The organism is Klebsiella variicola (assembly GCF_000828055.2).
Classification (GTDB): Bacteria; Pseudomonadota; Gammaproteobacteria; order Enterobacterales; family Enterobacteriaceae; genus Klebsiella; species Klebsiella variicola.
Genome location: NZ_CP010523.2, coordinates 3,388,929 through 3,405,568, shown reverse-complemented (window position 1 = coordinate 3,405,568; position 16,640 = coordinate 3,388,929). Strand labels below are relative to the sequence as shown.

The following is a 16,640-nucleotide window of genomic DNA, read 5'->3' as shown; positions in this document are numbered from 1 at the left end:
GGTCTGCAGGTGCTGGTCATTTACAAGAAAAACGTGACTTTGTGCAAAAGGCATAGAAATGATGCCTTTGACAGAATGCCTGCTATTGACGATAAGAGTGATAGCATCATAGATTGTCGGCGTGGTGAATCCCCCTATGCGGAGGGGCGTAAACAGCATTGTTATTATCTGCTAAACCGTATGCGCGAGTCATGGTGGCTGACCAAATGCTCACCGGGAGGCACCCGGCACCACACTTCCACTAAACATATTTAAGATTTATGGCAGGTTTACTTTTGCGGTTGCCCTTCTATGTTTATAGAACGTAACGGCAAAAGTGAATGCTTCCTGGTAAATCGGTAGCTCGGACTATTAGGAGTGCCTTCGTTTCGTTACTACCTAGAATGCCTACTTTCTGCCCGCCTTCAGGCGGGCTTTTTTACGCCATCAATAGGGCGCTTCAGAAAGAAAAGGTAAACATCATTTGAAGGCTGCGCTTTGCGTGGCCTTTCTTATTTCAGGCTCACGGGAACCATCATCGATACGGCTCGTTGTTAAATCAGCCCGATGAGCCTGACCCCTTCACGCACAAAGCGCCATCCGTAATCAACGGAGGTGAGGTTATGACCAGAATGAGCACCATATATAGCAGACTTTCATACGGCACCGGGACCGCACTGACGGGCTGCGGTGTTTCCACTAAGGCATATGCCGGGGCAGTCAAAACAGAGGTATGGATTTTGGCCGACAAAATAGCGGGGCTGACCCTGAGTGACTGGGCGATCATTGTCGGTATTGCATGCACTGTCATTACCTGCGGGGTCAACTGGTATTACCGACGAAAGGAAAGGGAGGACAGATTGAATGGCTATGGCGTCAAAGTTGAGGAATAAGCTCAGCGTCACCATGCTGGCCCTCATTGCTGCTGGTGCGTCGGCTCCAACATTGATGGATCAGTTCCTTGATGAGAAAGAAGGAAACAGCCTTACAGCGTATCGCGATGGCAGTCAGGGGATCTGGACAATTTGCCGCGGGGCCACCCGTATAGATGGTAAACCCGTCACTCAGGGTATGAAACTGACCCAGGCCAAATGTGATCAGGTAAACGCGATAGAGCGCGACAAAGCGCTGGCATGGGTGGATCGGAATATCCATGTCCCTTTGACCCCACCACAAAAAGTAGGCATTGCCTCGTTCTGTCCATACAACATCGGGCCCGGTAAATGCTTCCCGTCTACGTTCTATCAGCGGATTAACGCCGGTGATCGTAAAGGCGCATGTGAAGCGATTCGCTGGTGGATTAAAGACGGAGGGAAGGATTGCCGGGTGCGCTCTAATAACTGCTACGGGCAGGTAACACGCCGTGATCAGGAAAGTGCGCTGACTTGCTGGGGGATTGATCAGTGAGTGCAGCCTACTTAAAGCCAGCTATCGCCGTAATGATTATTGCTGGTGCCTTTGTTGCTGGTTTAGCCTGGAGCGATCGGGCATGGGAAAAGCGGTGGGCAGAACGTGATAGCGCCGAATCGTCCCAGGAGGTTAACGCGCAAACCGCCGCCCGGATGATTGAACAGGGGCGTTTAATCGCCCGCGATGAGGCCGTAAAAAATGCTCAAGCGCAAACAGCTGCAGCGCGTACTGCTGCCGCTAATCTCTCTGATACTGTTAGCCAGCTGCGGCAGCAGGCAAAAAAACTTGCCACCCGCCTGGACGCCGCAAGCCACACCGCAAGTCTCGCCGCTACCGTCAGAAGCAAAACAACCGGCGCCACCGCCGGAGTGCTCGCCGACATGCTTGGAAACCTTGCAGAAGAAGCTCGACGGTATGCTGCAATCGCTGACGAACGCTACACAGCAGGAATGACCTGTGAGCGGATTTACGAATCAGTAAGAACGTCTATCCCCAGCAAGGGATAAGATGGTGTTTATCCCTTTGTGGGGATATCGACTGTATAGCCTCGCATCTGCGGGGCTTTTTTATTCGCAAAAGGTAACGCGATGAAGAACTTAAAAATTGCATACGTAGACGAGAAGCTGGTGGCGATTGAGTGTGACGGATTGTCATGCTCATCGCTGCCCGTTTCAGAGTTTCCCATCGACAGTACCGCTTTAACTCTTCTCCCTCAACTCATGCTCGAGGATGTTTATGCCGCCACGAGCTAAACGACCTTGCCGGCACAGAGGATGCACGGCTGTGACCAATGATGTCGGAGGATACTGTGAGATCCACCGGCAGCAACACGCTGGTGATGGCTGGCGTAACTATCAGCCCGGAAAAACTCGGCAGGAACGTGGTTATGGTCGACCGTGGGAAATTAAACGGGCCCGTATCATGAAGAGGGATAAATACCTTTGTCAGAACTGCAGGCGAGACGGTATTGCCACGAAAGCCTCAAGTGTCGACCACATCATTCCTAAAGCTCATGGCGGTACCGATGATGACTTTAATCTGGAGTCATTGTGCTGGACCTGCCACAGCAAGAAAACAGCAACAGAGAGAACCCGATGAAGAGTTTCAAAATTGAATACGTTGATGGCGTTTTGACCGTTCTGGAGACGGATGGTCAGTCACGAATGAATGAAGCCGTACATGGCATCCATTTTGAGCATGTCCAGGGCGGCCGCCCACTGCTGAAACTGACGATTGCACATGATATTGCTCCGGCCCCTGTTTCATCACCTGCACTGGATCAGGAGCCTTTAGAGGGGGAGCTGGTGCAGGAACAACAGACAATGGTTCCCGGTGGTCGCCGTTCACGTCATCGTCGTGGAGGTAAGCAATGATGTATCAACGCACGGATCTGACGCTTTCCATGTTCTATGCATCCAGCGCTGATGCAGACGGGAACAAAGTGGCTACGTTGACGATGCAGGTCATCGCTGCAGAGGCTGGGGCCGTCCAGACCAGCCAGCTGCGATGTATCACCGATAGCGCGAAGAAAAAAACGTATAGCGTAGGTGAACAATCTGTCAGTAATGGTTCCGATCCGTTGCTGGTCGCGATTGAGAATTACTGGCGTCAGAGTACGGATGTCGTCGTTAAAGGATTGATCGCCGAGGTGACCGACTTCATCGCAGGGAACATCAACTCAGTCAGCACCTGGATCGGTCAGTTTGGGATGAAGGTGTTCGAGAACCAGCCATTAGATGAACGGCTACCAGAAAGCGTACTGCAGGCCGATGGAGGCTCCGCTACCGCGACAGGATCCTGATCGCCGGTATAACAACTGGTGTTCATTGAACGTCTGAGATACGCCGGCCCACGCAGTGCGAACCGTATTCGCCGCCGGCGCAGCCGGAATGACGACCTCCACCTCGACAGATGCAGCTGCAGCCAGGGGTAGGGGGGAGCAAATCCCTGACCCCTTTCGCGCTTCGGGACTGCCCGTTGAAGTCTATTTTTACACGCCAGAAATAAGAAACTTTTTTCCGGAAGGTTTCATCTATCAAAGGAACGTTTATGGCCGGAGGAATTCGATCGTCCGGTGGTGGCCGAAAACCCACTTTACCCACCGGGCAAAAAAGCAAATTAACACGTATTGCGCCTCCCGCTGAGTTAATGGGGGAGGCGGCAATAAGAATGTGGAAGACGCAAAGCAAAATACTCATCGACCGAGGGGTGTTTGAGCTGGAGGACGCACCTTTGTTGCTGGCTTACTGCAATGCTTTTCATCTGATGCTCGAAGCCGAAAAAATGCTGGCCAGCGGACTGACCTCAGAAAGTGAAATGGGGGGCTTGAAAAAACACCCTGCAGTTAATGTCCGGAATGACTCGGTTTCCCAGCTTGCCCGCCTCGGCTCTCTGTTGGGGTTAGATCCGCTCAGTCGTCTTCGCATGACCAGCGGACAAAAGGATCCGGACGATGACGGGAATGAATTCGATGAGTTTGACTGATGGCTACCTATCCGAACGTCAATGCGGCGAACCAGTATGCGCGGGATATCGTTGGCGGGAAGATTCTGGCGTGTCAGTTAACGGTACTTGCCTGTCAGAGACATCTGGACGACCTCGAACGAGCAAAGGATCCCCACTGGCCCTACCGCTTCGATAAAAACAAAGCAGAACGATTTCTTCGTTTTGCCCAGAAAATGCCTCATACCTCAGGGGAATGGGCCCGGCGTAAACTCCGGATTGAATTTGAAGCCTGGCAGAAGTTCGCTCTTGGCGTACCGTTTGGATGGGTACACAAGAAGACAGGCCTGCGTCGTTTCTCTGAAATCTATATCGAGGTGCCCAGGAAGAACGGGAAATCCGCTATTGCCGCTGCTGTAGGAAATTATATGTTTTGTGCAGATGGCGAGCATGGTGCAGAAGTCTATTGCGGCGCCACGACTGAAAAACAGGCATGGAAGGTATTTTCTCCGGCGCTGCAAATGGTGAAAAAGCTGCCGGCATTGCGGCAAAAATTCTCGATAAAACCTTGGGCAAAAAAAATGACGCGCCCTGACGGTTCGGTTTTTGCTCCTGTGATCGGTGACCCGGGGGATGGTGATTCGCCATCATGCGCCATCATTGATGAATATCACGAACATACTACTGATGCGCTTTACACTACCATGACCACCGGTATGGGGGCTCGTGAACAACCGATGACACTGATCATCACCACCGCCGGCTATGACATTACATCCCCTTGCTATGAAAAGCGTACTCAGGTTGTCGAGATCCTGCGGAGAACCCGTAATGGCGAGGAAAATGAAACCATATTTGGGCTGATTTATGGCCTTGATGACGATGATGACTGGACGACTCCTGAGGCATTAATCAAGGCAAACCCCAACTATGGCATTTCGGTAAAAGCAGATTTTCTCCGGGCTAAACAATTATTGGGTATGTCGACGCCCGGGCAGACAAACAAGATTCTGACCAAGCATTTCAATCGCTGGGTAAGCGCAAAATCAGCTTATTACGACCTGAGAAAATGGATGGATGCAGCCGATAAAAACCTTAAGTTGTCAGATTTTGAAGGGGAAGAATGCTGGCTGGGTATAGATCTGGCCTCGAAAGTTGACCTCAATGCCGTGGTTCCAGTTTTTCGTCGTGAAATAGACGGAATAACACATTTTTACTGTGTTTCTCCTCTGTTCTGGGCACCAGAAGAAACCATTTACTCGCAGGAGACCGCGCTGAAAAGTACCGCAGAACGTTATCAGTCCTTTGTCCGGCAGGGTAAGTTGATCCCGACCGATGGTGGCGAAGTTGATTACAGGCTGATATTTGAAACGATCCTGAAGCTGCGGAATACCGTAAAAATTGCCCAATGCCCCATTGATCCTTATGGCGCGACTTCATTACGTCACATGCTTGAGGAAGAGGGGCTTGAGCCTGTCGAGATAAGACAAAATTTTACCCATATGAGTGATCCTATGAGAGAGATTGAGGCTGCGCTCATCTCGGGGAGATTCCATCATGACGGACACCCTGTCATGAACTGGTGTATTTCCAATATCGTCGGCCAGTACCTTCCCGGAAGTGACGATATTGTGCGTCCCGGGAAAGAAGGGCGGCAGAACAAGATAGATGGTGCGGTTGGTTTAATGATGGGGCTGGGGCGCGCCATGCTCAACAGTTCAGTGATGACATCCGTATACGATGAGGAAGATATAGCATGCTAATTTCAGTTCTGAGTTTTATTGTCGGCCTCACTGGTGCTGGATTGTTATCCGCAGGTGCCTGGCTTATTTCTCCATCAGTGGGATTGATAACAGGAGGGATTATTTGTCTGGGCTGGTCATATATGACAACCCGGGCCTTTTCCTCCGGCATCAGCAATGGCGGAGGTAAATAATGTTCCTACCCCAGATGTTCAGGGGCCGACAATACTCGGGTAATAGCTTCTGGGAAGCCATGCTGGGCGGGGTTCGTTCAAGCCAGAGCAAAACTGGCATCATAATCACGCCGGAAACCGCTCTTGGACTTTCAGCGGTCCGGGCCTGTGTCACCCTCCTGGCGGAGTCAGTCGCGCAGCTGCCGTGCGAACTCTACCGGCGGGATAAAAATGGCGGGCGCCAGCGTGCGACGGACCACCCGGTTTATGACCTGATTCACTCCCAGCCCAACAGGAAAGACACCTCATTCGAGTATTTCGAGCAGCAGCAGGGGTTGCTGGGGCTTGAGGGAAATTGCTACTCAATCATCGAACGGGACGGAAAAGGCTACCCGAAAGAGCTGATCCCCATTAACCCGAAAAAGGTCATAGTGCTGAAAGGGCCGGACGGTATGCCGTATTACCAACTCCCGGAAGTCGGCGAAATTCTGCCGATGCGCATGATGCACCATGTGAAGGTCTTTTCTCTGGATGGCTATATCGGCAGTTCCCCAATTCAGACGAACGCCGATGTTCTGGGGCTGAATCTGGCGGTTGAGGAGCATGCGGCCGCGACATTCCGGCGCGGGACAACGATGAGCGGGGTGATAGAGCGTCCGAAAGAGGCTGCGACCATTAAAAGCCAGGATGCTATTGATCGCCTGCTGGCGAAATGGACCGAGCGCCATTCCGGTATTCACAATATGTTCTCTGTGGCATTGCTGCAGGAGGGTATGAGCTACAAACAACTGTCGCAGGATAACGAAAAGGCGCAGCTGCTACAGTCGCGGCAGTGGGGCGTGGAAGAGGTCTGCCGGCTCTATAAAATCCCGCCACATATGGTGCAGATGCTGGCGAAAGCAACCAACAACAACATCGAGCACCAGGGCCTGCAGTTCGTGATGTATACGCTGCTGGCCTGGCTGAAACGCCATGAGGGTGCGCTGCAGCGCGATCTGCTTCTGCCCAGCGAACGCCGCGATTTGTACATCGAGTTCAATGTTTCCGGGCTGCTGCGAGGCGATCAGAAATCACGCTATGAATCTTATGCGCTGGGCCGCCAGTGGGGATGGCTATCCACTAACGATATCCGGCGTATGGAGAATCTGCCGCCAATTGCCGGCGGGGATAAATACCTGACGCCGCTCAATATGGTCGACAGCGCGAAGATCCTTCCTGGCGATAAATCGCCGACAGCAAAACAGCTGGCCGAAATCGAAACCCTTCTGGCCAGAGCCTGATTATTTCCCGCCGCGCGGGATGACCTGGAAGACAACATGACAACGAAATTAATTAACCTGCCGCACCTGGCAGATATGGTCTTTGGCGTGCCGCATTACGTGACGCGGCAAACAATGGACTCCGTGAAAGCGGTGCTCATCCCCCGTATTCAGGGAATCACCGAAGATGCCGCCATTCAGATGGCATTGAATCCGGGTAAATCACCTGCTGCTGAGCAGGTCCAGCCCACCGGCGGGGTGGCGGTGATCCCCGTTCACGGCATTCTCGTTCCACGCCGGGGGCAGATTACGGCGATGTGCTCCGAGCTGACCAGCTACGAGCGGATCCGCGGGCAGCTGCAGGCGGCGTTAAACGACCCCTCAATCAGCGAAATCGTTCTGGATATTAACTCCGGTGGCGGCGCAGCGGTGGGGTGCAAGGAGCTGGCCGATTACATTTATCAGTCTCGCGACACGAAGCCCATCACGGCGATTGTGAACTACAGCGCGTACTCCGCCGCGTATTTCATCGCATCGGCCTGCAGCAAAATCATCGTCAGCCAGACCAGTGGCGTGGGGTCGATTGGTGTGATCATGGAGCACCTCGATACGTCGAAGATGGAAGAAAAAATGGGGCTGACGTTCACCACCATTTACCGGGGAGATAACAAAAATAACGGCACCCAACATGAACCACTGAGTGAAGCGTCGCTGGGTATGTTCCAGGGCATGATCGACGAAATGTACGAGACGTTTACGGGGTCGGTGGCCGAATATCGTGGCCTGAAGCAGCAGGCCGTCATTGATACGCAGGCGGGGCTGTATTTTGGCCCTGGCGCTGTGTCTGCCGGCCTGGCGGATGAAGTCTCTGACCCCCAGGCGGCGATCAATACTATCGCGGCAAAGTATCAGCAACCCCGTCAAAAAACCTCCATTCAGATGCAGGCAGCCGCGATGGATCTGCAAACCAAAATGTAACCCGGCGCAAACACAAACCGCGTCACCTTAAGCAGCCAGCAGGCTGCTTTTTTTATGTCTAAAAAGAGAGAAATAAAATGCCACATATTGAAGAATTGCGTCGTCAGCGTGCGGGTATCAACGAACAGGTTCAGGCCCTGGCAACCATTGACGCCAGCGGCAGCACGCTGACTGCGGAGCAGCTGACGGAGTTTGCGAACCTGCAGCAGCAGTTCACTGATATCAGCGCCAAAATTGAACGCCTGGAAGCCGCCGAACGTGCTGCGGCGCTGGTCGCAAAACCCGTGAAAGCGACTCAGCAGGCCCCCGGCATTATTGTTAAGCAGGAGCCGAAACAGTACACCGGTGCTGGCATGACCCGACTGGTTATGTCTGTCGCCGCAGGCGCAGGGAATCTGCAGGACGCGGCAAAATTCGCTTCAGAAGAGCTGAATGACCAGTCCGTATCGATGGCCATTTCCACCGCAGCGGCGTCCGGTGGTGTGCTTATTCCGCAGAACCTCCACAGTGAGGTGATCGAGCTACTGAGCGACCGAACCATCGTCCGCAAGCTGGGTGCCCGTCCCGTTCCGCTGCCTAACGGTAATATGACGCTACCACGCGTGGCCGGTGGAGCAACGGCAAGCTACACAGGAGAAAACAAAGACGCCAAGACATCAGAAACACGCTTTGATGATGTAAAACTTACGGCGAAAACTCTGATTGCGATGGTGCCTATTTCCAATGCACTGATTGGCCGCGCCGGATTCAACGTCGAGCAACTGGTCCTGCAGGATATTCTGACCGCCATCTCAGTGCGTGAGGATAAAGCTTTTATGCGCGATGACGGTACCGGCGATACACCGATTGGTATGAAGGCGCGCGCGACGCAGTGGAACCGCCTGCTGCCGTGGGAAGCTGATGCAGCGATCAACCTGAACACGGTTGACGAGTACCTGGACAAGATCATTTTGATGGCGATGGACGGCAACAGCAATATGATCAGCAGCGGCTGGGGCATGTCGAACCGTACCTATATGAAGTTGTTTGGGCTGCGTGACGGCAACGGCAACAAAGTCTATCCGGAAATGGCTCAGGGATTACTTAAAGGATATCCGGTTCAGCGTACCAGCGCGATCCCTGCGAATCTGGGGACCGGGGGTAAGGAGACTGAGATTTACTTTGCTGACTTCAATGATGTGGTTATCGCTGAAGACGGCAATATGAAAGTCGACTTCTCGAAGGAAGCCTCTTACATCGATGCCGATGGCACCCTGGTATCTGCGTTTTCCCGTAACCAGTCGCTAATCCGTGTTGTTACTGAGCATGATATTGGCTTCCGTCATCCGGAAGGCCTGGTGCTGGGTACCGGCGTCCTGTTCTAACCCATCCCTCAGTAAATACGGCCCGCATATGCGGGCTTTTCCTTTTCAGGAGAATGTTATGGCTGCGAAAAATAAAGCAGTGGAGCCGGAAGAAACAGGCACACAGGACAACCATGCGACCGTGGTCGCACAGGCAGAGCGTAAATCCGTTGTGTTCCTTGGGCCGCACCACCGTTATTCCCGTGGAGATATCGCGTGCTTTGAAGGATCGCGCGCCGAAGAACTGGTTAAGCGGCGTATCGCGGTATGGCCGGAGGATGCCGAACGTGCGCTGAAACCGAAGCCGGGAGACAGCGATTTTGATACTGACATTGGATGATGTGAAAACCCAGCTACGCCTGGAACTGGATTTCACGGAGCATGACGCCATGCTCACGCAAATGGTGAACGCCGCGCAGCGGAGCATCGAGCGTGATTATTACTGCAAGCTGGTCACCAGTGATGAAGAGCTGAAGGCACTCCCGGAGACCGTCCGCGGATTTATCGCGGATGAAGATATCCGGCTGGCCATTCAGTTTCTGGTCAGCGATGCGTATCTGAATGGCCATACCGGACAGTGGCTGGAAACCGCTGCGGTGAGGCATCTTCTTTTCCCCCTGCAGGAGCATACGCTATGAGCCTGAAACCGGGTGATATGAACTGTCGCATTGCAATTAGCTACGTTCAGTCCGGTCGTGGGCCGCTGGGCGAACCGCTACCGGAAAAGCAGGTTGAATCGGGAAAAGCGTGGGCAAAACGGGAGCTGGTATCGGGGCGAAAAGTCCGCACGCTGGATCAGCAGCAAGTGGTGGAAACCTGCCTGTTTACGGTCTATCCGGGCGTGCTGGTTGATATTGACTGGAAAATCACGACGAAAAATCTGGTTTATACCGTCCGGAATATCGACCGCAAAACAGACCGGATCATTATCACGGGGGAGGCTGACGGGCGGCATGATAGAGCTGGCGATTAAGGGTGCGCTGGAGCGCATCACCGGCATGAATGCGTATCCGCTTTTACTGCCGGACATGGTCCAGGAAGGAGCGACCTTTCAGCGTATCTCTGACCCGGAGATGGTCTCGGGAATGTTGCGAACGGGGATCGTATCTGCCCGTATCAGGTGAATCTGTACCGTCTCGATGATTACACCTCACTGCTGCAGCTGGATAAAAAAATCTGGACGGAACTGAAGTCCGTCGTTCATGGCCAGCTGGAGGGTATCCCGGTTCAGTATGTGGAGCGAGGCGGTATCCACCAGGATAAAAACCAGCTGACGAATCGTCGCATTCAGTATCGCCTGACCCGCGATTTCATCATTCACTACGTGGAGGACTCCTCGTGATCCGAATGGAAGTTAAAGGGCTGGATGAGCTGGAGCGGCAGTTAATGGCCCTGGGCGAAAAAGTGGCGACGAAGGTATTGCGGGATGCCGGGCGCGAAGCGCTAAAGGTCGTCGAGGAAGATATGAAGCAGCATGCCGGCTTTGACGAAACGTCCGCCGGGCCGCACATGCGGGACTCAATCAAAATCCGCTCTTCCACCCGCAAGGGTAAAGGGAACGCGGTTGTAACGCTCCGTGTCGGCCCCAGCAAGCAGCACCATATGAAGGCGCTGGCGCAGGAGTTTGGCACGGTTAAACAGGTTGCAGACCCCTTTATCCGACCCGCCCTGGATTACAACCTCCAGACCGTTTTGCGCGTGTTAACCGTGGAAATCCGAAACGGCATTGAAAACAGGTAGCATCCGCTGCCGTATAAAAAGAGAGAGAAACATGGCTGATAAAACTTCGCCTGAATATGCGATGTTGCCGGCGGGCACCATTGTGAAATACGGGGAGCCTGGCGCTGCCACGTCAGCGCTGAAACCGCTGATTAACTGTAAAGCGCTGGGTGCAATGGGGCAGACGGGGGGCTTTGTCGACTGCACCACGTTACTGGATAAGCAGAAACAGTCCATCAGCGATCTGCCTGACGGGCCTGAAAAGTCGCTGGGCTTCATTGATGATCCGGGCAATACCGATTTTGCCGCGCTGCTGAACGCAGCAGAGGCCCGCAAGACCATCCAGTTATACGTCGAATTACCCAACAAGCGAACCGCGACGATGCTCCTGGCGCTGTCCGGCTGGCAGATGAATGAAATCGCCGCTCCGGCGAATGAGGTCATCCAGATCACTGTTCAGGGTAAACAGAACAAGATCACCTGGGGAACCGTGGCTGTCTCCGGCGGCGCCTGATTAACTTAACCTGTAAACAGCCACCTTAGGGTGGCTTTTTATTTTTAAGGACTACCTGTGAAAGATAAAGATTACCTGTCCACGCTGAAATCCGCGTTGCTTAAATCGGAGCCAACCGTCATTAAAACCGAGTTATTTGGCGCCACCGTATTCATCCGCCGCCTGACCGGGGATTACCTCATCAGCTACGAAGAGAAAATGGCTGAAACCGCAAAAGCTGGCGCAGCGCGCGAGGCATCGGAGCAAGTCATTCAGATCGTCATCGATGCACTGGTTCAGCCGGATGGAACGGCCATTCCGGATGAATTTAAACCCACGGCAGCCGAGCTGCTGAAGGCCCATGAAAACCCCGAACTGCTGGCCGCTGTGGAAAAAGTGAAGCAACACGCAATCGGCAAGCTGGAGGAAGCGGAAAAAAACTGAGTGACTCGCCCTGGCTGGAGCTGATCTTCTGGCTGGCCGACCGCTGGGGCGAGCCTGACCCATCCAAAATTGCCGCATTGCCGGCCAACACTCTGTACCACTGGCGAGCCTACTTCCTGAAACAAGGCACTTTCCGCCGTCCTGTCGATGAAAACGCGCCACCTACCGAAACCACACCTGCGCCATCCCGGGTCGATGATGAATGCGCGGCAGTCATGAGGGCATTAATGTAATGGCAGACGTCGCATCTTTAGCGGTCGGGCTGCACCTGAACGCAGCCAGTTTTAAATCCCAGCTGCTGGGAGCGTATGGCGATGCGGAGAACCAGTCACGACGGTTCAACCGTAATGCCCAGGCGGACGCGAAAAAGACGGAGGACGCCTATAAAAAGGTCGGTCTGTCGATATCCGGGATGGCCAGCCGGCTGGCGGGGCTGGCAGGAGCCGGCATTTCCATCGGTACGATCGTCACCACGTCCAGACAATATGGACAGGCATTATCAGACCTGCAGGCCATCACCGGTGCGACTACTGCTGAAATGAAAGCGCTGGATCTGGCTGCGCAGGAAATGGGACGCACGACAGAGTACAGCGCCAGCCAGGCCGCCGAGGCGCTAAAGCTGATGGCGTCGGCTAAACCGGAGCTTTTAAAAACGTCCGATGGACTGCAGAAGGCTACGAACAGCGCGCTTATCCTGGCGCAGGCCGCCGGCACAACGCTGCCCGATGCGACCAGAACGCTGGCGCTCTCCTTAAACCAGTACGGGGCGAGCGCACAGGAGGCGGATCGTTATATCAACGTCCTGGCCGCCGGCGCGAAGTACGGGTCGTCGGAGATTGTGGATACAGCGGCCGCCATTAAAAATGGTGGCGTCGCAGCCGCACAGGCCGGCGTTGGTTTTGAGCAGCTGAATGCCGCGATTCAGGTGCTGGCAGAGCGTGAAATTAAAGGCGGTGAAGCCGGCACGGCGCTGCGTAACGTCATCCTGAATCTGGAAAAGGGCACGGACAAGAGCCTCAAGCCGTCCGTGGTTGGTCTCAGCCAGGCGCTGACCAATCTTTCCGGGAAAAATCTCTCCACGGCCCAGGCCGTAAAACTGTTTGGCGTGGAGAACCTGAATGCGGCGTCTATCCTGGTCCAGAACCGTTCAAAGCTTGATGAGCTAACCGCTTCCCTGACCGGTACCAAAACGGCGCATGAGCAGGCATCCATCAGGGTTAACAACCTGAACGGCGATTTGCTGGGGCTGAGCAGTGCGTTTGAAGGGATGGTCATTAAGATCGGCCAGAGCAGTAACGGGCCACTCCGCAGCGGGATTCAGGTTGCCACGGAGGCACTGAACAGCCTGGCAGACAATTTCAACACCGTCTCCAGCGTGGCGCTTTACAGCCTGATCCCCGTGTTATCCACGAAACTGACTGCAGGGCTTCGGGAGAATATCGCGGCCTGGCGGGAAAGCCAGGCGGCGGTAAAAGCACGGGCGCAGGCTGATGCGGATATTGCCCGCAAAACGCTGGATTCGACAGCTGCCATCCTGAAACAGAACGACGCTGAGTTTGGCCACTACCGGCAGATGGAGCGGACGGCTAAACAGTACGGGATGAATATCAGTTACCAGGATGAGTTTACCCGCCTCATCCGACAGGAAACTGAACAAACCAATCTGGCCAGCCAGGCGAAACTGAAACTGGCGGCGGCAAACCGGCAATTGTCGATATCAGCTCGCGCGGCCTCCGTTGCGGTGGGGCTGGCAAGAGGTGCATTAAATTTAATCGGTGGTCCGTTCGGCGCCGCGATGCTGGCCGGTTCGGGCCTCCTTTACTTTCATGAGAAAGCAAAGGAGGCCAGGCAGTCAGCCATTGATTTAAAAGATGCCGTAGTCGAAACCAGTGAAGCGCTGATGCGCCTCTCGCTTAACCAGCTAAATGTGAAGCAGTTCGACCTAGAGGATCAGTACGAAAACCAGGTCGTGCAGCGTAACCAGCTGATGAAAGAGATTCAGGATGCCGACAGTCGTATCGACAGCCTGAAAGCGTTTGACCCCTTCGGCCAACTGGAAGGGGTAACAAAAGGCCAGGCGCGTGCACGGGCGGATCTCGATAGCGTTAACGAGGGACTCCGCAAAACCGAGGAAAACATTAAGCGTGTCAGTGATGCAAAAACACTGGCTCAGCTGGGTTTATCGGGAAAAATAACCTCCCTTACGGACGATCTGAAAGGGGCGTTAAGCACGCCCCCCAAAGAGACCGGAGATGGAAATCCCTGGGGCGGCGATGGCGGTACCGGCACGGGGAAAGGCAGTAAGTCCAAGGTCGACCAGTTCAAAACGCTGCGGCAGCAAATTGAAGAAGCCCATGCGTCCAGCCTGGCCAGAATTAACCTGCAGGAAAAGGACAGTAACAGGGAGCTGCAGGAAGCGGCGAAGAAAAATGGCGCCAGTGATGCTGACCTGCAGCGCACGCTGTTAATGAACGCAGAGAATTACCAGAAACAGCGACTGGATCTGGCCGCGCAGTATTCCCCCGCCCAGGAAACTCTGCGAAAAGAGCAGGAAGCCAGCCGGGACCTGGCTGAGCTTTTCAAAGCCCGCCTTCTTGATGAAAAAGAGTACCAGGCCGCACGAATAACGCTGGCCAGAGATACTGCGAAAGAGCTGCTGCAGGCGCATGCCGATGAAATCGCTGCGCCGGCACTGGATATCGCCGGCGAAGTTGATCCACTGGTCTCGCTGCGCAATCAGCTTGCGCAGCGGCAGGCATTGCTGCAGGCGTACTACCAGGGCAGCGCGATCAGCAAAGAACAGTACGAAATGCTGATGCAGAAGGCGACGAAAGAATCCGCCGATGCGCAGTATCAGACGTCACTGGAGTTATACCGATCACAGGGAGAATTCCAGAGCCTGGCCGTCGGGTTATTTGAAACGGCCCATGAGCGCTCAAGCAACTTCCTGACGAGCATGCTGACGCGGACGAGAAGCTTTAAGGAGAACATGGCTGACCTGTTTTCCTCGCTCACGCAGTCGATCATAAAAAACCTCGTTGATATGGCCGCTCAGGCGCTGGTCACCAGTTCCGTCATGCAAACCATTATGGGCGTGGTGGGTGTCGGGACCAGCGTTGTCACGGGCGCTGCGGGCGCAGGCTCGGGGACGGCGATCCAGAATGCCGCCAGTAACTTCCAGTTCAACGCCAAAGGCGGCGTTTACGACTCGCCGTCGCTGAGCGCATACAGCAACCAGGTCTACGACTCTCCGCAGTTCTTCGCTTTCGCAAAAGGGGCCGGCGTATTTGGCGAGGCCGGGCCGGAGGCCATCATGCCACTGACGCGTGCCGGCGATGGTTCGCTGGGTGTACGCGCTGTCGGTGGTGGTCAGAACGCCGGCGCGTCGGAAGGGCCAAAAGTCTATATCACGATTGAAGGCGGAAACACCTCAACGCAGGCGCCGTCTGGTTTTGAGCAGTTTGGCCAGCAGATCGGCTCGTTTGTGGAGAAAAAATACAGGGAGCTGATGGCGCAGGATATGCGCCCTGGCGGGATGGTCTGGAATGCAGTTAAAGGGCAACGCTAATGGCTATTGAGATATTCACCTGGAGTCCGCGGGTTAATCCCCAGCAGACCGTTAACTTTCGTGTCCGGAAGGCGCAGTTCGGTGACGGGTATACGCAGGTATCCGGCGATGGTATTAACACCCGATCACAGGATTGGGAGCTGAGTTTTGTCGGTACGGAGGACTATATCCGTCCGATTAAGCAGTTCTTCGACCGTCATGCCGGCACCCGCGCGTTTCAGTGGACCCCGCCTCTGGAAGAGGTGGGGCTTTTCCGCTGCGAACAATATAAACCGGTGCCGCTGGGCGGCGGAAATTACTCACTTTCAGCCACTTTTATTCAGGCATTTAAACCATGAGCCTTAACGCGAATTATCAGAAGTTAGAGCCAGGCGATGAGGTGCGTCTCCTGGAGATCGATGGCCAGGCGTTTGGCCTGGATGAGGTTTTGTATTTCCACGGCTATAACGTTCCCCATACTGCAGCCGAAATCCTCGCCGCTGGCGGCGACCTGGATAAGCTGCCGGCGAAAAGCATCTGGTGGCAGGGGCGGGAGTATAAAGCTTGGCCATGTGAAATCGAAGGGATCGAGTCATCCACCACTGGCAGCGACGCGCAGCCAACGCTGCGGGTAGGGAATATCGACGGAAAGATATCCGCGCTCTGTCTTCATTACGACGATCTGGCTCTGGCGCGGGTTGTCATCCACGACACGCAAAAACAGTATCTCGATGCGAAGAACTTTCCGGAAGGGAATGCCTCAGCTGATCCGACGCAGGAGAAACGGCGCCTTTTCTTCATCGACGTAAAGCATTATGAAGACGATGAGAAGGTGGAATTTACTCTCTCCAGCCCGTTTGCCCTGCAGGGGATGATGATCCCCACTCGCCAGCTGCATGCGATTTGCACCTGGTGTATCCGCAATCAATACCGCAGCGGTAACGGGTGCGACTATGCCGGCACCCGGTATTTTGACAGGGACAATCAGCCAGTTGATGACCCGTCGCAGGATGTCTGCAACGGAACGCTCACGGCCTGCAAATTACGTCATGGTGAGAATAGCGAACTGCCGTTTGGCGGGTTCCCCGGCACTTCATTAATCAGGAGCTGA

The 16,640-nt window shown here is 54.4% G+C and carries 22 protein-coding genes and 1 pseudogene; all 23 read left to right on the top strand.

Going from position 1 to position 16,640, the window contains the following annotated elements:
• The first annotated feature begins 602 nt into the window (after positions 1-602).
• On the top strand, positions 603-872 hold the full coding sequence (locus SP68_RS16035) for an HP1 family phage holin (protein WP_023297382.1): 270 nt from the start codon (positions 603-605) through the stop codon (positions 870-872).
• Positions 850-1,386 (top strand): lysozyme, encoded by a 537-nt coding sequence (locus SP68_RS16030; protein WP_048964999.1) that lies wholly within the window; start codon positions 850-852, stop codon positions 1,384-1,386. The genes SP68_RS16035 and SP68_RS16030 overlap by 23 nt, the downstream gene beginning before the upstream one ends.
• A 32-nt stretch (positions 1,387-1,418) precedes the next feature.
• On the top strand, positions 1,419-1,895 hold the full coding sequence (locus SP68_RS16025; protein ID WP_048330562.1) for a DUF2514 domain-containing protein: 477 nt from the start codon (positions 1,419-1,421) through the stop codon (positions 1,893-1,895).
• An 81-nt stretch (positions 1,896-1,976) separates the two neighbouring features.
• The gene (locus SP68_RS28435; protein ID WP_023297385.1) at positions 1,977-2,141 is read left to right on the top strand and encodes a hypothetical protein; all 165 of its coding nucleotides are present in this window, start codon (positions 1,977-1,979) and stop codon (positions 2,139-2,141) included.
• Positions 2,125-2,487, top strand: coding sequence for an HNH endonuclease (locus SP68_RS26650; protein WP_032737090.1), 363 nt, complete (start codon positions 2,125-2,127; stop codon positions 2,485-2,487). Before SP68_RS28435 ends, SP68_RS26650 begins: the two co-directional genes overlap by 17 nt.
• Positions 2,439-2,762 (top strand): hypothetical protein, encoded by a 324-nt coding sequence (locus SP68_RS26645; protein WP_023297386.1) that lies wholly within the window; start codon positions 2,439-2,441, stop codon positions 2,760-2,762. Before SP68_RS26650 ends, SP68_RS26645 begins: the two co-directional genes overlap by 49 nt.
• A complete protein-coding gene (locus tag SP68_RS16020) occupies positions 2,759-3,190 on the top strand; it encodes a hypothetical protein (RefSeq protein ID WP_023289184.1) in 432 nt (143 codons plus the stop codon). Before SP68_RS26645 ends, SP68_RS16020 begins: the two co-directional genes overlap by 4 nt.
• Positions 3,191-3,438: 248 nt before the next feature.
• Positions 3,439-3,873 carry a phage terminase small subunit P27 family gene (locus SP68_RS16015; protein WP_012542168.1) on the top strand — a complete coding sequence of 145 codons (435 nt, stop codon included), beginning with the start codon at positions 3,439-3,441 and terminating at the stop codon, positions 3,871-3,873.
• Positions 3,873-5,594, top strand: a complete 1,722-nt coding sequence (locus SP68_RS16010) for a terminase large subunit (protein ID WP_012542167.1) — start codon at positions 3,873-3,875, stop codon at positions 5,592-5,594. Before SP68_RS16015 ends, SP68_RS16010 begins: the two co-directional genes overlap by 1 nt.
• Positions 5,588-5,767, top strand: coding sequence for a hypothetical protein (locus SP68_RS26640; RefSeq protein WP_032418045.1), 180 nt, complete (start codon positions 5,588-5,590; stop codon positions 5,765-5,767). The genes SP68_RS16010 and SP68_RS26640 overlap by 7 nt, the downstream gene beginning before the upstream one ends.
• On the top strand, positions 5,767-7,026 hold the full coding sequence (locus tag SP68_RS16005) for a phage portal protein (RefSeq protein ID WP_004148010.1): 1,260 nt from the start codon (positions 5,767-5,769) through the stop codon (positions 7,024-7,026). The genes SP68_RS26640 and SP68_RS16005 overlap by 1 nt, the downstream gene beginning before the upstream one ends.
• A 36-nt stretch (positions 7,027-7,062) precedes the next feature.
• Positions 7,063-7,983, top strand: coding sequence for a S49 family peptidase (locus tag SP68_RS16000; RefSeq protein ID WP_040975743.1), 921 nt, complete (start codon positions 7,063-7,065; stop codon positions 7,981-7,983).
• Between the two features lie 77 nt (positions 7,984-8,060).
• A complete protein-coding gene (locus tag SP68_RS15995) occupies positions 8,061-9,347 on the top strand; it encodes a phage major capsid protein (RefSeq protein ID WP_014228907.1) in 1,287 nt (428 codons plus the stop codon).
• Positions 9,348-9,405: 58 nt separating this feature from the next.
• Complete coding sequence (locus SP68_RS15990) at positions 9,406-9,666, top strand: hypothetical protein (RefSeq protein WP_014907814.1); 261 nt, start codon at positions 9,406-9,408, stop codon at positions 9,664-9,666.
• The gene (locus SP68_RS15985; RefSeq protein ID WP_040975750.1) at positions 9,647-9,964 is read left to right on the top strand and encodes a head-tail connector protein; all 318 of its coding nucleotides are present in this window, start codon (positions 9,647-9,649) and stop codon (positions 9,962-9,964) included. The genes SP68_RS15990 and SP68_RS15985 overlap by 20 nt, the downstream gene beginning before the upstream one ends.
• A complete protein-coding gene (locus SP68_RS15980; protein WP_014228910.1) occupies positions 9,961-10,299 on the top strand; it encodes a phage head completion protein in 339 nt (112 codons plus the stop codon). The genes SP68_RS15985 and SP68_RS15980 overlap by 4 nt, the downstream gene beginning before the upstream one ends.
• A pseudogene (locus SP68_RS15975) lies at positions 10,280-10,668 on the top strand (hypothetical protein). The gene SP68_RS15980 and the pseudogene SP68_RS15975 overlap by 20 nt, the downstream one beginning before the upstream one ends.
• Before the next feature lie 5 nt (positions 10,669-10,673).
• The gene (locus tag SP68_RS15970) at positions 10,674-11,066 is read left to right on the top strand and encodes an HK97-gp10 family putative phage morphogenesis protein (RefSeq protein WP_014907811.1); all 393 of its coding nucleotides are present in this window, start codon (positions 10,674-10,676) and stop codon (positions 11,064-11,066) included.
• A gap of 31 nt (positions 11,067-11,097) precedes the next feature.
• Positions 11,098-11,559 (top strand): major tail shaft subunit, encoded by a 462-nt coding sequence (locus SP68_RS15965; RefSeq protein ID WP_014228913.1) that lies wholly within the window; start codon positions 11,098-11,100, stop codon positions 11,557-11,559.
• A 57-nt stretch (positions 11,560-11,616) separates the two neighbouring features.
• A complete protein-coding gene (locus SP68_RS15960) occupies positions 11,617-11,982 on the top strand; it encodes a phage tail protein (RefSeq protein ID WP_014228914.1) in 366 nt (121 codons plus the stop codon).
• Between the two features lie 232 nt (positions 11,983-12,214).
• A complete protein-coding gene (locus SP68_RS15955; protein WP_040975753.1) occupies positions 12,215-15,550 on the top strand; it encodes a phage tail tape measure protein in 3,336 nt (1,111 codons plus the stop codon).
• Positions 15,550-15,888 (top strand): phage tail protein, encoded by a 339-nt coding sequence (locus SP68_RS15950; RefSeq protein WP_014228916.1) that lies wholly within the window; start codon positions 15,550-15,552, stop codon positions 15,886-15,888. The genes SP68_RS15955 and SP68_RS15950 overlap by 1 nt, the downstream gene beginning before the upstream one ends.
• Positions 15,885-16,640: a phage minor tail protein L gene (locus SP68_RS15945; RefSeq protein ID WP_023339905.1), complete on the top strand. Its 756-nt coding sequence runs from the start codon at positions 15,885-15,887 to the stop codon at positions 16,638-16,640. Before SP68_RS15950 ends, SP68_RS15945 begins: the two co-directional genes overlap by 4 nt.

Bases quoted from the DNA above. Each gene is read 5' to 3' on its own strand.
- SP68_RS16035 (WP_023297382.1), top strand. From the start codon at position 603: ATGACCAGAATGAGCACCATATATAGCAGACTTTCATACGGCACCGGG.
- SP68_RS15965 (WP_014228913.1), top strand. From the start codon at position 11,098: ATGGCTGATAAAACTTCGCCTGAATATGCGATGTTGCCGGCGGGCACC.
- SP68_RS26640 (WP_032418045.1), top strand. From the start codon at position 5,588: ATGCTAATTTCAGTTCTGAGTTTTATTGTCGGCCTCACTGGTGCTGGA.
- SP68_RS15945 (WP_023339905.1), top strand. From the start codon at position 15,885: ATGAGCCTTAACGCGAATTATCAGAAGTTAGAGCCAGGCGATGAGGTG.
- SP68_RS15950 (WP_014228916.1), top strand. From the start codon at position 15,550: ATGGCTATTGAGATATTCACCTGGAGTCCGCGGGTTAATCCCCAGCAG.
- SP68_RS15990 (WP_014907814.1), top strand. From the start codon at position 9,406: ATGGCTGCGAAAAATAAAGCAGTGGAGCCGGAAGAAACAGGCACACAG.
- SP68_RS16015 (WP_012542168.1), top strand. From the start codon at position 3,439: ATGGCCGGAGGAATTCGATCGTCCGGTGGTGGCCGAAAACCCACTTTA.
- SP68_RS16030 (WP_048964999.1), top strand. From the start codon at position 850: ATGGCGTCAAAGTTGAGGAATAAGCTCAGCGTCACCATGCTGGCCCTC.
- SP68_RS15980 (WP_014228910.1), top strand. From the start codon at position 9,961: ATGAGCCTGAAACCGGGTGATATGAACTGTCGCATTGCAATTAGCTAC.
- SP68_RS16010 (WP_012542167.1), top strand. From the start codon at position 3,873: ATGGCTACCTATCCGAACGTCAATGCGGCGAACCAGTATGCGCGGGAT.
- SP68_RS16000 (WP_040975743.1), top strand. From the start codon at position 7,063: ATGACAACGAAATTAATTAACCTGCCGCACCTGGCAGATATGGTCTTT.
- SP68_RS16020 (WP_023289184.1), top strand. From the start codon at position 2,759: ATGATGTATCAACGCACGGATCTGACGCTTTCCATGTTCTATGCATCC.
- SP68_RS16005 (WP_004148010.1), top strand. From the start codon at position 5,767: ATGTTCCTACCCCAGATGTTCAGGGGCCGACAATACTCGGGTAATAGC.
- SP68_RS28435 (WP_023297385.1), top strand. From the start codon at position 1,977: ATGAAGAACTTAAAAATTGCATACGTAGACGAGAAGCTGGTGGCGATT.
- SP68_RS26650 (WP_032737090.1), top strand. From the start codon at position 2,125: ATGCCGCCACGAGCTAAACGACCTTGCCGGCACAGAGGATGCACGGCT.
- SP68_RS15955 (WP_040975753.1), top strand. From the start codon at position 12,215: ATGGCAGACGTCGCATCTTTAGCGGTCGGGCTGCACCTGAACGCAGCC.
- SP68_RS15995 (WP_014228907.1), top strand. From the start codon at position 8,061: ATGCCACATATTGAAGAATTGCGTCGTCAGCGTGCGGGTATCAACGAA.
- SP68_RS15970 (WP_014907811.1), top strand. From the start codon at position 10,674: ATGGAAGTTAAAGGGCTGGATGAGCTGGAGCGGCAGTTAATGGCCCTG.
- SP68_RS16025 (WP_048330562.1), top strand. From the start codon at position 1,419: ATGATTATTGCTGGTGCCTTTGTTGCTGGTTTAGCCTGGAGCGATCGG.